This is a genomic window from Flavobacterium sp. F52 (assembly GCF_000278705.1).
GTDB lineage: Bacteria > Bacteroidota > Bacteroidia > Flavobacteriales > Flavobacteriaceae > Flavobacterium > Flavobacterium anhuiense.
In genome coordinates, this window is record NZ_AKZQ01000034.1 from 24,391 (window position 1) to 42,017 (window position 17,627).

A 17,627-nucleotide genomic window follows, 5' to 3' on the forward strand; every position below is an offset into this window, starting at 1 on the left:
TTGTATTCATTTTTTTAAAGCAAAAACGCCGAAAAATCTTCGGCGTTTTTAGGTTTTTAGTTCAAAACCTTGAATTTAGTTTTAAGCAAATCGATCGAATTTCCGCCGACCATCACTTCGAAATCTCCGGGCTCTACAATACGCTTCATTTCTCTGTTCCAAAGAGATAGCTCGTCTGGTGTAAGTGTAAATTCAACATTTTTTGTTTCGCCTTTTTTGATGTTCAATCTTTTGAACCCTTTTAAGGTTTTTTCAGGTGTAGTAGTACTGCTGTAAACGTCATTAATATACAACTGAACGACTTCGTCTCCATCTCTGTCTCCAATGTTTTTAACATCAACAGAAACTTTTACTTCTCCGTTTGGTTTAATTTCAGTAGTATTCAATTTTAAATTAGAATATTCAAACTTCGTATAACTTAATCCGTAACCGAATGAATATAACGGATGCTCGCTTTCCGCTACATATTTATGTATCGCAGATGGCTTTTGATTGTAATATATTGGTAACTGCCCAACTGATTTTGGAACTGTAATTGGCAATCTTCCTCCTGGATTATAATCTCCAAATAATACATCAGCAACTGCTCTACCTCCTAATTCACCTGGGAACCATCCTTCTAAGACTGCAGGAATATTTTCAGCAATCCAATTTGTAGAAAGCGGACGACCGTTTAATAGTACACAAACTACAGGAGTTCCTGTTTTGTGAATCTCTTCAATCAATTGCTGTTGAATTCCGAATAAGTCTAAAGAAGCCACATCCCTGTTTTCTTCAACCAATTCATTAGATTCTCCTAAAACCACAATAGCAACATCTGCTTTTTTAGCGGCTTCAATTGCTGGCTGTAAGTTTACTTTTTCTAAATTCCAACGGAAATGAGCTCTGGCTCCCCAGCCCCCTTCCCACATTTCAATGCGTACTTTATATTTTTTGCCTTTCTCGATAATTTTTGGAGTTGTAACCATGCTTGTCGCTCCTTTTGTCCAGTTGTCGATTACCAATTGGTCATCGATATACATTCTGATTCCATCATCAGAACTTAAACCTAACCATCCGTCAAGAGCTTGATCTGATTTTAAGAATCCTGTCCATCTGATAGAAAAATCATCCACATTGACACCATCTCCTGGCGCCCAAGGCCAGTCAAACTCTAACTGACTGTCGATGCGAGTCAGTGCTGGGGTTCCTTCCAGATTTCTGTTATTGAAATATTCTCCTTTTAATCCGTTTTGAGATTCGTCTGGAGTAAATAAATATTTAGATGGAATAATCTGTCCTTTTACAATCAACGGAACTCCTTCTTCATAAACTACATTTGCCGTTTTTCCAACCAATTCCTTCACACCTTCATAAACCGTCATTCCAACACTGTTTTTAGGAGCATAACCTCCCAATCTTGAAGCATTTGCATTTGGTCCGATAACCGCAATGTTTTTTAAGTTTTTACTTAAAGGCAAAGTATTGTTTTCATTTTTCAATAAAACCATTGATTTCTGCGCCGCTTCTAAAGCAACAGCTTGATTTTCTGGAGTATGAAAACGCTCTTTAATCAAGTTTTTATCTGTGTACGGATTTTCAAATAATCCCAATAAGAATTTCAAACGTAAAACTGCTCCCGCTGCACGGTCGATGTTTTCCATTGTCAATTTCTTTTCGTTTACCAATTCGATAACAGTATTCTGCCAGAATTCATTTGAAAAATCGTAGAATTGCATATCAACACCAGCTGAAACCGCTTCTCTAATCGCGTCTTTTGGAGAATCAGCCACCTTGTGAGTTGTCTGAATGTATTTGATAGCTCCTAAATCTGAAACTACAAGTCCTTTAAAACCCCATTCGTTTCTCAAAACATCCGTCAATAACCAATGATTGGCTGCACAAGGAATTCCGTCCAACTCTGAATACGCACACATGGTTCCTAAAGCACCGCCTTTTCTGAATGCTTTTTCAAAAGATGGCAAATGATCTTCTCTTGCAGAACGTTCTCCAACCAAAATCGGAGAAGAATTTCCTCCAGCCTGCGGAATACCGTGAACGGCAAAATGTTTTGGTTCAGCAATAATAGAACGATCTGATTTTAAGTCTTCTCCCTGCATTCCTTTAATAAACGCCAAACCAATTTCGCTATTTAAATAAGCATCTTCACCAAAAGTTTCGGCAACTCTACCCCAACGTGGCTCGCGTCCTAAATCTAAGTTCGGTCCAAAACCAAAATGAACACCATGCGCTCTGGCTTCCATACCAATAACTTTACCCACTTTGTCCATCGTTGCAATATCCCAAGTTGCGCCAAGACCAATATTCATAGGGAAAGCAGTACTTCCTTCATCTAAATATCCGTGAAGCATTTCACACATAATCAGCGCCGGAATTCCCCAACGGTTTCCTTTGATTACATTCGTTTGCAAATCATTGATCATTTTCGCCGAACGCGGATACAAATCATGAATCGCTCCAATTCCTAATTTCCCGATTTTTTCTGCCGATTTACCTTTAGCAAAATCTTCTTTATCTTTAAAAAAATCTCCTCTATACATATCCATCTGACGCACTTTTTCTTCAAGCGTCATACGGCTTAACAAGTCTTTTACTCTGTCTTCAACAGGCACTTTCGCATCTTGGTACAGATACTTTTTCTGGGCATGGATTTGGTTTAAAAAACCAACAGCCATTACAAAAATAATGGCCGTTTTCTTCATTCTTAATTGTAACATAGTTGTGTTGTGTTTAGTTTTGAATCACTTTAAGCTTTGTTCCATTCACAAAATCATCGTGCGAAATAAAAAAGCTGTTAAGTGTTTTTCCGTTTAACTCAATCGAGTTGATTTTTCCACCGTTATTGATTTGTCTTTCAATTACAATGCTATCTTTTTTATAATATCTTGGATCTAATTTAATTGTCACTCTATGAAACATTGGCGCTGTAATGGTGTAAATTGGATCTCCTGGAGAAATTGGATAAATTCCCATCATCGAATAAACCAACCAAGCCGACATAGTTCCCGTATCGTCATTTCCTGGTAGTCCTTTTGGTTCATTTTTGAAATATTCTCTAACCAATTTTTTTACCATATCCTGAGCTTTATATTCTTCGCCTTTCACATAATTAAATAAATACGGATTGGCAATATCAGGCTCATTGGCCATATCAAATTGTTTGGTGTCGAAAATTTTCTGCAATTGTGCTGAAAATGCCTGATCTCCACCCATTAGTTTTTTCAAACCAATAATATCATGAGGAACCATAAAATTATATTGCCACGCATTTCCTTCAATAAAACCAACATTTTCTTCAAAATTAGCTCCTGAATTTGGGTCAAAAGGTTCGTACCATTTTCCGTCGGGCGTTCTTGGACGAAGCAGATTTAAGTTTTTATCAAATAATTTTCTATACGATAATGAACGTTCTTTAAAACGTTTTACATTGTCTTTGTCTCCAAATTCGTTGGCCATAAGCGAAATAGAATAATCTGAAATATTATATTCTTGAGTCGTCGAAACAGGACCTTTGTTGTCGGTTGTCAAATATCCTTTTTTGATATAATCTTTCAATCCTGGACGAAGCGGATTATTTTCAACATTATCCGCGCCTTTCAACATCGCATAATAGGCTTTATTAACATCATAATCACGAATTCCTCTCATGTAAGTATCTGTAATTACAATACTTGCAGGATCTCCAACCATGGTAAAAGTTTCAGTCGAATTCAGTTCCCATTTGGGTAACCAGCCGTTTTCATCAAACATAGTCAACATACTTTTTATCATATCCGATTGCTGTTTTGGATAAACCAAAGACATCAATGGATGTACATTTCGGTACGTATCCCATAAAGAAAATACGGTATAACGGGTGTCATCGGTTTTAGCAATTTTAGTTCTTTTGATTACGGGATATTGTCCGTTAATATCGTTTAAAGTATTTGGATGAATTAAAGTGTGATACAAAGCTGTGTAGAAAATCGTGTTATCCTCTTTTGTACCACCTTCAACCAAAATTTTAGACAATTCTTCGTTCCATTCGTTGTAGGTTTCTTTGTAAATTGCGTCAAAAGATCTGTTACCCACTTCTTTTGCTAAATTTTCACGGGCATTTTCGATACTTACATACGAAATTCCAATCTTCACTTCAACCGTTTCTTGTTTGTCGAATTTATACGTAAAATAACTTCCAATACTATCACCTACTACAGTTTTAATAGTGTTTTCCATTATTCTCGCTTTTCCGTTGTAACCCATCCATTGCGCTTCAACGCCGTTGTATTTTGCAGGTTTTTTCCAAACTCCAAATTTATCAGCAGGTTTAGAAAATTGAGCCACAAAATAAACTGGGTAAGCATCTTCTGGACTGTTGTAACAAAATGAACCAACTGAACGCATTCCTTCAATTTCTGTAGAAGAAACCACTTTTATCATCGCGCCTTCTTCATTGGTTAATCCCAATCCAAGATTTAGTAAAATATTAGATTGCCCTTTCGGGAAAGTGAATCTGCTAATCCCAACTCGTTTAGAAGCTGTGAATTCGCCTTTTACTTTGTACTTGTCAATGTTTACACTGTAATACGCAGCTTTGGCAACTTCATTAGAATAAGTCGACCCATATTTTAAATGATCGATTTCTACATTTCCAGTTGTCGGCATCAACAAAATAACGCCTAATTCCGGACAGCCTACTCCACTTAAATTTACCTGACTAAAACCTGTCAAAAAAGTATTCTCATTTACATACGGATTCGAAAGCCACTGACTGTCTTTTTCCATTGGAGTGTTTTTTACTCCAGCCACATTAAATGGACTAATGCTTGCCATTCCGCGTGGTGCAATTGGTCCTGGAAAAGCAGCGCCATAATTGGAGGTCCCAATAAACGGATTAACAAAATCGGCAGGTTCCTGCGCAAAAATCGTTATGCTAAAAAACAGCATGTAGAAAAAACATGCTGTTTGAAATTTATTTGTATTTAAAACCATAGGTTTCATTTTTATCTGTTGATCGCTTCGATTTTTAAAGTCCAAGCTTCTTTCGCTGGAAGATTATTTCTTAAGCTTTCTGGAATAATTACTTTAAATCCGTTTCCTTCTTTGGTCCATTTTAAAGAAGTTTTAGAACCTAACATTGTGATTTTTGTTCCTTTTTTAGGACTGATAGCTTTTACTGTAACTTCAGCAGGAATTTTATCTTCTCCTTCTTTAGCTAAATAAAATGCAAATACATTTCCTGCTTTGTTTTGTGTAAAACAGATGTTTTCTTCTTTATAAGGCTCGATTGGTTTTGTGTTGTAAATCGCTGTGCTGTTTACTTTCATCCAATCTCCGTAAGCTTGCAATAAATCGTAAGCGCCTTTATCCCATTCTCCTTCTGGACTTGGAGCAACGTTTAACAATAAGTTACCACCTTTAGCCACAATATCAATTAACAGGTGAATTCCTTGTCTTCCTGTCATGTAAGTAGCTCGTGGAGAATAAGACCATCCACCGCCAGCTGGAATACAAGATTCCCAAGGATAAGGCAATGTTTTAGCAGGAACTCGTCCTTCTGGAGTTAAGTAGTTTTGGTTTTTACCGTGAACCGCTCTGTCAACAACAATTAATCCTGGCTGTTTCTGACGCGCTTTTACAACCAATTCATCCATTTTCGGATCCTGATCTACAACTCTGTGTTTGATGAAACCGTTTTTAGATTCATTTTCTGTAAACTTCTCATCATAGTTTTCTTTGATGTTCACTTGATCTCTTTTTCTAACCCATCCACCATCTAACCATAAAATATCAACTTTACCGTAATTAGAAAGAATTTCTAAGATTTGGTTGTGCGTGAAATCAACATATTTCTGCCATTTTTCTGGGTATAAAGACGGATCATAGTTTACGTTTCTGTCGAAAGGAGGAAAATAAGGATCCCAGTAGTTTTCATTATGCCAGTCTGGTTTTGAGAAATACGCTCCAGTTGAAATACCTTCACCTCTAAAAGAGTTGAAAATTTCTTTTAAAACGTCTGCTTTAGGGTTAGTATGAAAAGGAACATCTTTACTCGTAATCTTGTAATCAGAATATTTAGTATCGTACATATTGAAACCGTCATGGTGTTTTGTAGTGAAAACCATGTATTTCATTCCTGCATATTTAGCCGCTTTAGCCCATTTTGCAGGATCAAATTTTACAGGATTAAACGTCTTTCTTAAACCTTCGTAATCTTTAATATAATCATTATAATTAGATGGATTACTTCCTTTTTTACGTTCACACCATCCATAATCTTCAGGGCAGATAGACCAAGATTCTACAATTCCCCATTGGCTGTAAGTTCCCCAGTGCATTAGCAAACCAAATTTTTTGCCTTGCCATTCGTCTAAGTTCTTTAAAACTAACGGATCTGTTTCTGGTACGTATCTTTCATCTTCATAAATCGCCTGAGCGAATATCTGAGCTGAAAATAAAAGGGCGATTATGAATATTCCTTTTTTCATCTTTAATCTAATTTATAATTTATTATTCTTTGTTTTTCTGGTTTAATAGGTAATCTTAACTCGTTGGGTGAAATTATTTTCAACACATAGAAACATAGTTTAACTAAACCTAAAAAAGGCGTTTCACTAGTTTAAATGCACATAGTTTAGCTATGTGTGGAAACTTGTTTCTTCCATTCTCTCTTTTTGAGTATAAAATCTATGTCTCTATGTGTTTTAATTTAACCCCAACGGGTTAATCTTAATTTAATTTTTCAAGTATCGGTTGATCTGTAAAAGTTAATTCTGTTTGAGCATTTTCATTAAGCTGCTCGAATACAACAAACTTATTCTCGCCCGCTTTCAACCAACAGCCAGGCACGTAAAGTGTTTGTTGTGGGCCTACTTTCCAATAACGTCCCAGATTGTGTCCGTTAACAAATACAATTCCTTTTCCCCAATTGGTCATATCAAGAAAAGTATCGGCTGGTTTATCTATGTTTACTGCAGCTTCATATAAAACTGGTCGTCCAGATTTTACCGTTTCAGTTTTAAGAACTGGCACTTCATTCATCGGCATTTTATACATCTCCCATCCGCCAGTAATTTCATATTCATTAATGAATACTGGAGAAATAATTCCTTTAGTATTATGCACTATTTCGGCTCCGTAATTAATACGTCCCATATTTTCAACCAGAATTTCTAAAATACCGTTAAAAGGAATAGAAAGGGTCAACTCATAATTTTTGAAAACTCTATTCAATTCACCCACTTTAACTCCATTTACATAAACAGTGGCAAAGTCTCTCAATCCCTCTATTTTTAATTTGCCAGAAGAAATTGGCTGAGTAAATCTTTTTCGATACAAAACGTATCCATTTCCTTGACCTAATTTCTCAAATGTTAATGGCTGGTCACTTACGACTGGTTTTTCTTTTTTGATCCAACTCAAAACATCCATACTCGATTTAACAGGCTGATTAGGATATTTTACAACTGGAATTTTCTCTGGAATTGCTGCTAATTTTGTTTTAGAATACTTTTGCATTACGTCACGAATAGCCATGAATTTTGGTGTTGCCCAACCTGCTTCGCTGATAGGCGCATCATAATCGTAGCTTGTAATATCTGGCTGAATATCACTTTCTTCATTATAATTTGCTCCAGAGGTAAATCCAAAATTAGTACCGCCATGCGCCATATAATAATTAAAAGAAACACCTGCATCGAGATACTTTTTAGTTTGACTTGCAATCTCCTCTGATCCAATTTTAACAAAAGGTTCTGCCCAATGATCCAACCAGCCAGGATAAAACTCTGCCACCATATAAGGCCCTTGCCCTTTATGGTATTTATCGACTTGTTTCTTTAAATTCTCTATATTTGATTCTCCATTTGCAGTTGGCAACACGCCTTCAACCATACCGCCTTCAAACAACCAACTACCATCAGAAGTAAAAAAAGGCTCTGGAAACCCAGTTTCTTTAAGTATATTGTAAATGGCTGTTTTGTATGCTTTATGATCTTCAGCACTAATATCAGTTCTTTGAGAAACATAAGAACCAAATTCATTTTCAGCCTGAACCATAATAATTGGCCCTCCCTGGTTAGCAAAATTTCCTTTTACTACCGCATACAAATGTTCCAGATACGTTTTACAAGCGTCTAAAAATGCTTTGTTATTGGTACGAATTACTAAGTCTGGATTGTTTTGCAGCCACCAAGGATAACCTCCAAATTCCCATTCACCACAAGCATAAGGACCTGGTCTAAGAATTACATATAATCCTTCACTTTTAGCAATGCGTAAAAACTCTGCCAAATCTCTATTTCCTGTTTTAAAATCCCATACACCTGGCTCAATTTCGTGATAATTCCAAAACACATAAGTTGCCACAGTATTCAATCCCATAGCTTTAAGCATTTGCAATCGATGTCTCCAATATTCTTTAGGAATACGCTCATAATGCATTTCTCCTGAATGTATTTTTATAATTTTCCCATCTTTTTGAAATTCTCCATTAGATATAGAAAATCCTTTTGTTTGCGCCTTAGTAAAAAAAGGCATCAAGCAAATCAATACTACTCCAAGCTTAAATAATATCTTATTCATTTTTTAAAATATTTAATTCACCAAAATCTCATCCACAAACAACCAAGAACTTTCTCCTTTCGGACTTTTCTTTAAGTTACCACCGATTACTTTCACAAAACGTACATTTTGTTTTTGGAAATTAATTTTGAAATCTTTCAATTCCGGAACCGGATTTGCCGCATACGGACGTGTTATTTTTCCAACTTGCGTATATTTAATTCCATCAGTAGAAATCAACACTTTAATTTGAATTGGGAAATTAACTCCAGCTCCTTGACTTTCTAAAGCTCCAACTGATACTTGCTCGATACTTTCTATTTTTTCTAAGTCTATTACCAATTCCATATCATTTACCAGCCAAGCTTGCCATTGCCCGTCGTGGAAATTTTTGCTTCCGCGAATGGTATTTACCATAGTATTGGCATCTCCTTTATAATTCTCGTTATAAGGCGTTAAGTATTTCACTTTTTTTGCAAATCCTTTATGGAAAACAATAGTATCTGTAAATGTTTTTCCAGCAGGTTTCTCATCTTGAAATAAAGAAGCTTTTAAAACTGTTGTTTCTTTGATTTCAATTGGACTTGTATATCTTATTGCATGATGCTCAATGCTTTGATTTCCTAAAACATATCTAATGTCTGGATTAGGAAACTCATTCTTCAGCTCTACTTTGATTTGTTTGTTAGCCAAATCAGCTGTAGATGAAGCCGTTACCAAATAAGCACTTTTCGCATAATTCAATCCCTGATAATCGTAACGTTTAAACATTGAAAACAATCTTGATGTAAAATCATTCCAATTGCGTTTTTCTTTCGGACTCCATAATGTTTCTGATAAAGCGGCCAATCTTGGGAAAATCATATACTCAGAATCTTTTGGTCCCGTAATATATTCTGCCCATAAATTGGCTTGACCTCCTAAAACATGAGCAGCTTCCTGTGGCGTCATTGTTGAAACTACAGGATCAAATTTGTACACTTCACTTAACGGATTGTAAGCATCAAAAGCTAGAGGTTCTTCGTTTTGTGGCCCTTGATAAAAGTTGAAATAACAAGGTGTTTCTGGTGTCATAATCACATCGTGGCCTTGATCTGCTGCTTCAATTCCGCCTTTCATTCCTCTCCAGCTCATTACTGTTGCATCTGGAGCTAACCCACCTTCTAAAATTTCATCCCAACCGATAACTTTTTTACCTTTTGAGTTGATATATTTTTCCATGCGTTTTACAAAGTAGCTTTGCAATTCGTCAACATTTTTTAAACGCTCATCTTTAATTCTTTTTTGGCAGTAAGGACATTTTGTCCAATTGGTTTTAGTAGCTTCATCGCCTCCAATATGAATGTATTTTGAAGGGAAAATCGTGATTACTTCATCAATTACATTTTGCAAAAACTCAAACGTAGTTTCTTTTCCAGCACAATAAATGTCGGTAATGGGCCAAACTCCACCTGACGGAACACCAATTCTCTGATTAAAACATGCCAATTCAGGATACGCCGCAATAGCACTGCTTACGTGTGCCGGCATTTCGATTTCCGGAATTACTTCAATTCCTTTTGTTGCGGCATATTTTACAATTTCTTTTAATTCTTCCTGCGTAAAAAATCCGCCGTAAGTTCCTTTTTCGTCAGGATTTGTAGTCAATCGGGCATTCCAGCTTCTATTTTCCTGATCTACTCTCCAAGCACCAACTTCTGTTAGTTTTGGATATTTTTTGATTTCAATTCTCCAGCCTTGATCATCCACTAAATGCATGTGCAAAACATTCATCTTATGCGCTGCCAAACGATCGATTGTCGCTAGAACATAATTTTTATCAAAGAAATGACGTGAAAAATCTAGCATTAAACCTCTCCATTTAAAACGAGGTTCGTCATTAATGGTCAAACTTGGAATCTGCCATTTTGCAGAAGTAATCGCAAATTTGCTTTCGATAGCTTCTGGAAGTAATTGTCTGATGCTTTCTAAAGCGTATAAAAAACCATTATTCCCTTTTGCAGAAATAACAATATTAGTCGGATTTACATCTAAAACGTAAGCTTCATTCTTTAAGTTCGGGTCTGTTTTCAGCAAAACGTAATTACTTGCTGGAGCTTTTGCAGTTACTTCTGGTTTCCATCCTGCTGCAGTTCCAAATTTAGAAGCCAAAGCATTTGCTACATCTTTTTGGAAATCACCGTTTACTACAAACTTTGTATCTTTCGTAAATTCAAAAACGCCTGTTTTGATAAGAGTCTGAGTCGGTTTCGGAATGATACGAATATCACTTTCTGTATACACTTTCTGCGCTTTAGCTGAGAAAATTGAAGAGATTAGGGTTAATAGGAATACTAATTTTTTCATTCTTTGTTTTTTGGTTTCTCTAAAAGTTGCTTATTTAAGAGCTTTTAAAGATTTAGTTTTTAGGTTTAGTTTGTCATTTCGACTGAAAGGAGAAATCGCAATAGAAATTCCTCGCAGAATGTCGCCAATCTTTGTCGAATCCCGAGTGTGATTTCTCCTTCGTCGAAATGACAAAACTTTGTGGTAAAACTTTGTCAAAGTTTGAAACTTTGACAAAGTTCTTGTCAAGCTATGTTATTTATTAAAAGTGAAACGCCTCTAAACACAATAAAAATCTATGTTTCTATGTGTTTAAAAACATTTACGCCCTGTTTTATTTATCCCAAGACATTTTAAATTTCGCGTCTTCCATTCTGTGACCTTTTACGTCATCAGAAACGGCGTAATTAAAACCAGATCTTAGACTGTAACCTGCATATTCACCGTTTTTATTCAAAGCAATAAAACCAACTTGCAGGTATTCCATATCCTTGTGATTTTTATGTTTGTTGTAAATACGCTCAGTAATTTCTTTACAAGCATCAAAAGGAGATTTTCCCTGACGCATTAATTCAACCACCATGGCGCTTCCTGCAGTTCTAATAACAGCTTCTCCTAAACCTGTTGCCGCAGCGGCTCCCACTTCGTTATCCAAAAAAAGACCCGCGCCGATTATTGGGGAGTCACCGACGCGTCCGTGCATTTTCCAAGCCGCACCACTTGTGGTACATCCGCCCGAAAGATTGCCTTCTTGGTCTAACATTAGCATGCTTATGGTATCGTGATTTTCTATATTAATAACTGGCTTGTATTTAGAATCTTCCAGCCATTTTTTCCAATCTCTTTCTGATTCTGGAGTTAATAAATTTTCCTCTTTAAAACCTTCAGACAAAGCAAACTGCAATGCACCTTGCCCTGCTAACATTACGTGAGGTGTATTTTGTAAAACTCTTTTTGCAACAGAAATTGGGTGTTTGATTCCTTGAAGGAAACAAACCGAACCACAATTGCTATTGTGATCCATGATACAGGCGTCAAGAGTCACTTTTCCTTCGCGATCCGGATATCCTCCATAACCAACACTACGTACATTCGGATCGGCTTCAGGTATTTTCATTCCGGCTTCGATAGCATCCAAAGCCGATTTTCCTTCTTTTAAATTTTTCCAAGATTCTTTATTGGCAGGCAGACCATGGTTCCATGTCGAAATAATAATTGGTTTTGTCTGTTTTTTTTCTTTTTCTTCTGTTTCTGGTCCATTTTCATGATTCGCAGCAAATCCGCTTACGCCCAAAACAGAACTTATGGCTAATGTGCCTAAAGTGGTTTTCTTGATAAAATCTCTTCTATTTGACATGTCTTTTGGTTTAAATTCAACTTTTCAGAAACAAAATGTTCTTGATGTTGCTAAATTAATCAGTAATAATTTTTAATCCCACAAAAATCGACTACAAGGTTGATTTTACGGCTGCAATTGTTTTTAAATTACTATCTGATAAGGCGTTTCCGTCAAAAAACGAAACTCCGGTTGCACCGTTTTTCTTAGCTAGCAAAATCGCTTCTTTTAATTCTGCATCCGATTTTAATCCCGGAATATAAATTCCTGTATTTACTTTTGTCGGTTTTCCTTCTAAATCGGCTACACCTTGTTTGGTTGCGTAACCCACCCAGTCAATTTCTTCATCGTAAAAACTATGATAAATCATTGGATATACTTCGTCAATATTCCATTTATCCCAACGCTGGCGCACCATATGATCTGCCATTTCTGGATAAGGAAATACTGCCGCTGTTAATTTTTTATTGTGTTTATGAGCGATTTTATACGCATCATCAACCACTGCTTTTACAGCATTTAATCTGAAGTTTTTCCACTCCATGTCAATTGAAGTATTGTGGCTGTTTTTTGGATTTTTATGATGTTCTTTTTCGAATTTAGAAACACATGCATCACAATAACAGAAATCAAATTGTGGTAGTTCTACATCCTGAACCAAGTTGTATTTTGGCAATAAACTGATTGGCAGAAAAATATCTGGGAAACGAATGTAATCTAAATGTACGCTTTCGATTCCTTCAACTTTTGCCAATCCTTCAACTAAATCTAAAATGTGGTTTCTAGATTCTTCTTTAGTTGGGCAAAGCCATTGGTAATAATCTACATATGGACGATTATCAAAACAAGATTTTCCTTCTTTGCTTACTTGATACCAATCTGGGTGCTGTAAAGCAACTGAATCATTTGGACGATTCATTGCCATAATCCAAGCATGTACTTTTAGTCCTTCTTTTTTTGCAAGCGGGACTAATCTTGCTAATAGTTTTGGATCGGTTTGCGTGTTAATTAAAACTTCGTCAATTCCGCCATCTTTGTATTTTTTGAATTCTTTCGAATAATCTGCATCCGATTTTTTAGCGTCAGCAGTTGTCCAAACACCAAAAGTAAATTTTCCGTTTTCTTCTGTTTTAGTTTCTTTTTGTCCGCATGAAAATAAACTCAGCGAAAGTGCAAATACTAAAACTTTTGATAGTTTTTGCAACTTATTCGTTCGTAATAATTTTACCATCTTCTTTAATTATTAAGGTTTTGTTTGAAAAAGGACTCTTTACCAAGATATTAAATCCAGATGAATGATTTTCTAAAACTGGTTTTAAAACTTTTCTATCAACAACTATATTTTTTTTACTGATACTTTGCAGTGATTTTGCCCAAGATTTATTTTTATCGAAATATCTCTTTTGAGCGCGATACAACGTATACAGTTCCCATTTTACTTTTTCTTCCTGTGGTATTGTAAATTTATCGTCGCTTTCTTTTGAAGAAAAATATACATAAGCCCATTTTTCGGGCTCATGCATATTTATCACTCCCATAGGCGACCAAACCCAATTGTATTCTGGGAGAAACTTTCCTTCTGAATCTTTTTTACGTTCATATTTTCCGTCAACAACTGAGTGCTGCCAATTCACTCGAGAAAAATTGACTTTCCAAAATTTATCTTTCGGAACAATATTATCGAAATAGGATGTTTTATAAACCGACCACGGAATGGCAATTTCTAATGTCCAGCCTTTATCTATGTCTGAAGCATTATTTAAAGTTCCATCAACTTTTACCGCCGATTTTAAATCATCGATATTCCAGTCGTTTAAAACCGTATTTTTTTCTCTGTAAGGTTTATTGATGAATAAATCCCAAGCCGTGTTTAACGCATTAATTTCTAATTCATAATAATTGTGCGTATCATTATCTGGATCGATAAAAACTTCAAAATCATTATTATAAAAAATAATAGTATCGCGCTGTCTTAGATTTGCCCAAACGTGAGGTTCTTCTATTTTAGCGAGAATATAGTAGTAATTATCGTCCCAAAGCATTTTAACCTGAGTTTTATATTTTGGAGTTTCAACGCCTTCTATGTCGACAAAAGGTGTTGTCCAAGATGCTTTTTCCCAAGCTTTGTCTGCTTCATCGCCGTCAATAACAATTTCTTTTGAAGTTTTATAGGCAATATAACTTTTCGGTGTAACCTCTTTTTCAGATTGCGCATAACTCATCAATCCAACAAAAAAAACGGCAAGGGACAATAATTTACTTCTACTATGCATCTTTATATTATAAACTATTATTTTTTGTAAACTCAATTACTTCACTCAGTTTTCCGAAAGCGATTGCTACGTGAGTATCTGCAGCACCGTAATAAACCGCCAATTTATCTTCTTCAATATCGTGTAAAGCGGCGCATGGGAAAACTACGTTTGGCACATCTCCAACCATTTCATAAGTTTCTGCTGGTCCTAATAAATAAGGCTGCGTTCTGTATTTGACCTGATCTGGCGAATCAACATCTAAAAGTGCTGAACCCATTGCATAACGGAAACCGTTGCAAGTATTGATAACTCCGTGGTAAATCATTAACCAACCTTCATCAGTTAAAATCGGAATTGGTCCTGCTCCCACTTTTGTACATTGCCAAGCACTTTGCTCAAATGGACTTGGTTTCATCACCAATCTGTGTTCTCCCCAATACTTCATATCTGGACTATAGCTGATCCAAATGTCTCCAAATGGCGTATGTCCGTTATCACTTGGACGGCTTAACATCGCGTATTTTCCGTTAATTTTCTGTGGAAACAAAACTCCGTTTCTGTTGAATGGCAAAAAGGCATTTTCGCATTGGAAAAATTCTTTAAAATCGAATGTATAACCAATACCAATTGTTGGTCCGTTGTAACCATTACACCAAGTAATCCAATAACGGTCTTCGATCCAAACTACACGAGGATCGTATTTATAAGCAGATTCGATCATTTCTGTATTTCCAGATTTCATCTCAATTGGTTCGTGATTGATGTCCCAATTGATTCCGTCTTTACTGAAACCAGCAAAAATGTTCATTTGAACCGCTTTGTTATCACATCTGAAAACCCCAGCATATCCATCTCCAAAAGGTACAACTGCACTATTGAATATACTGTTTGATGAAGGAATCGAATATCTGTCGATAATTGGATTCTCAGAATATCTCCACATTACATCTTTACTGTTTTCGGGTCTGTCTTGCCAAGGAATAGTACTCATTTTTGTTTTTTTTTATTTATTAGTTTTTTGTTTTTTTTCAACACATAGAGACATAGTTTTAGGAACGTTTAAAAGGTGTTTCACTTTCAATAAAAAACATAGCTCGATGGCTAATCTTTGCGTTCCCGTAGTTGAAACTACGGGCTATGTTCAAAGCTATCTTTGAGAAACTAGTTTCTTTGTACACCCTTTTCAAAGTCAAACAATTATGTTTCTATGTGTTTAAATTCTTATCTCAATTAAAGAAATCTTACTTCTTGCTTCTAAAATCTTTCTCCTATCTAATCTACTCTTCAATCTTTCTAACTCGATCCAACCAAGTAAACTTCAATACCGTAGTCGTCGCTAAGAAAACCGCTAAAGCCACACCCGCTTTTGGATAATCTCTAATGATGAAATAAATCGGAAGCAGAATCATGCTTGACTGCCAGATAATTCCGATAACACAATTCATCATATCTAAATAGAAATCATTATTTTTTTGGAAAGATTGATCTTCCGCTTTTAATTGTTTGTAAACTGGATTCCAGAATCCCCAAGGTCTTACATTTGAATAGAAAGATTTCAAAACTTCCATATCCGTCGGTTTGCTTAGGTAGGTTCCTAAAAGACAACCCAAGATTGACATTCCGAAAATTAATGGGAACAAGTAAATCGATGGTACTTGCGAAAGATCATGCAAGAATGTTCCAGCTGTTAAATTTGCTTTATTCTGATCTAAAATAAACTGAAGAGAAGCCGCAATTAATCCGCCGACCATTCCCCAGAAATAACCCCATCCGTTGAAACGCCACCAAATCCATTTTAAGAAGTTGGCCGCAACGTATCCTCCATATAAAGCACTTGTTATCCAAAGTGTTAAAGAGTTGATAGAATCTGCAAAGAACCCCATGAAAACTCCTAAACCAACCACTAAGAAAGAAGAAATCTGACTTACTTTGATATAATGTTTGTTTGACGCAACTGGTTTGAAGTATTTTTTATAAATATCATTTACGATATATGCTGGCCCTGCATTTACGAAAGCAGAAAATCCAGACATGAACGCTGCCAATAAACCTGCTAAAAGAATTCCTTTAATACCAACTGGAATATAAAGATTGACCACTTTTGGCATCAACAATTCTAAATCTGCTCCAGTAAGATTAACGTTTGCATTTAATTCTGGCGCTAAATTCACTAAAGCAATCACTACAATTCCTGTGATTAATAAATATCTAGGAATGAATAAAATCAAGTTCGTGAAACCGCTCATATAAGCCGCTTCTTTTACCGATTTTGTAGAAAGAACACGCTGTAGATCGTAACTTGGAGTTGGTCCAGCCACACTTGCAAAGAAGCCTTTAAAAAGCGTCATCCCGATGAAAGCGCCAAACATTTTATATCCTTCTGTATCAATTAATCTGTTGAAAGTTTCGAATTTATCGCTCCACTGTGTTTCAAATTCCCATCCGAAGAAAACATTCTTCCATTCTGGTGTAATAATCGAATTGATCTGAATATCAGTATAATTAATGAATGCATAACCAGCGATTAAAACTCCGGCAACAATCATAATTAAATATTGCACAACCTCTGTTGCTACAACAGAAAACATTCCGCCTTTAACCGTATAAATTGTAGTTAAGAAAATGATTAACAAAGCATAAGCCTGTTCTGACGTTAAGAAAACGCCACCGTTCATATGAACCGTTAAATCCCACGGAAGAATGATAGTTACAAATTTTCCGATTCCGACGAAGAAATAAGCAATGAAACCAATTGTAGAAATAATCGCAAAAATCGCCACAATAATATGGGATGCTTTTCCTGCTTTGTCGCTTCCAAAACGAGTTAAAATCCATTCAGAACCCGTCATTACTTTTGATCGTCTAATCCAAATGGCGAGGAACATCATGACAAAAATCTGATTCCATATCGGCCAAAGCCACATAAACATGAAACTTTTTACACCATATAAAAACAAAACTCCAATCATCCAGGAAGTACCTGAAACATCAAACATTCCTGAGCCATTACTCAATCCCAAAAAATACCATTTGATTGATTTCCCGCCAAGGAAATAATCGTCAAGACCTTTTGATGCTTTTCTAGAAATCCAGATTCCAATACCGACCGAGAGTACGATATAGATTAAAATGATTGATACGTCTATTATGTTCATTAAATTATTTATTTT

The 17,627-nt window shown here is 35.8% G+C and carries 10 protein-coding genes; all 10 read right to left on the reverse strand.

Going from position 1 to position 17,627, the window contains the following annotated elements:
- Positions 1 to 56: 56 nt before the first annotated feature.
- Positions 57 to 2,717, reverse strand: a complete 2,661-nt coding sequence (locus FF52_RS16960) for a glycoside hydrolase family 3 protein (RefSeq protein WP_008467420.1) — start codon at positions 2,715 to 2,717, stop codon at positions 57 to 59.
- Positions 2,718 to 2,730: 13 nt separating this feature from the next.
- Complete coding sequence (locus tag FF52_RS16965; protein ID WP_008467421.1) at positions 2,731 to 4,971, reverse strand: GH92 family glycosyl hydrolase; 2,241 nt, start codon at positions 4,969 to 4,971, stop codon at positions 2,731 to 2,733.
- 11 nt (positions 4,972 to 4,982) lie between these two features.
- Positions 4,983 to 6,467, reverse strand: coding sequence for an alpha-L-fucosidase (locus tag FF52_RS16970; RefSeq protein ID WP_008467422.1), 1,485 nt, complete (start codon positions 6,465 to 6,467; stop codon positions 4,983 to 4,985).
- A 241-nt stretch (positions 6,468 to 6,708) separates the two neighbouring features.
- Positions 6,709 to 8,562, reverse strand: coding sequence for a glycoside hydrolase family 35 protein (locus FF52_RS16975; protein WP_008467423.1), 1,854 nt, complete (start codon positions 8,560 to 8,562; stop codon positions 6,709 to 6,711).
- Between the two features lie 12 nt (positions 8,563 to 8,574).
- On the reverse strand, positions 8,575 to 10,887 hold the full coding sequence (locus tag FF52_RS16980; protein ID WP_008467424.1) for a beta-N-acetylhexosaminidase: 2,313 nt from the start codon (positions 10,885 to 10,887) through the stop codon (positions 8,575 to 8,577).
- A gap of 313 nt (positions 10,888 to 11,200) precedes the next feature.
- Positions 11,201 to 12,223 carry an isoaspartyl peptidase/L-asparaginase family protein gene (locus FF52_RS16985; RefSeq protein WP_008467426.1) on the reverse strand — a complete coding sequence of 341 codons (1,023 nt, stop codon included), beginning with the start codon at positions 12,221 to 12,223 and terminating at the stop codon, positions 11,201 to 11,203.
- 91 nt (positions 12,224 to 12,314) lie between these two features.
- Positions 12,315 to 13,433, reverse strand: coding sequence for a putative glycoside hydrolase (locus FF52_RS16990; RefSeq protein ID WP_008467429.1), 1,119 nt, complete (start codon positions 13,431 to 13,433; stop codon positions 12,315 to 12,317).
- Entirely contained in the window at positions 13,408 to 14,475 is a 1,068-nt protein-coding gene (locus FF52_RS16995; protein WP_008467430.1) for a carbohydrate-binding family 9-like protein, read from the reverse strand. Before FF52_RS16995 ends, FF52_RS16990 begins: the two co-directional genes overlap by 26 nt.
- A gap of 7 nt (positions 14,476 to 14,482) precedes the next feature.
- Positions 14,483 to 15,448, reverse strand: a complete 966-nt coding sequence (locus FF52_RS17000; RefSeq protein ID WP_008467432.1) for a glycoside hydrolase family 130 protein — start codon at positions 15,446 to 15,448, stop codon at positions 14,483 to 14,485.
- Between the two features lie 286 nt (positions 15,449 to 15,734).
- Positions 15,735 to 17,612, reverse strand: coding sequence for a sodium:solute symporter family protein (locus FF52_RS17005; protein ID WP_008467434.1), 1,878 nt, complete (start codon positions 17,610 to 17,612; stop codon positions 15,735 to 15,737).
- Between the last annotated feature and the right edge of the window lie 15 nt (positions 17,613 to 17,627).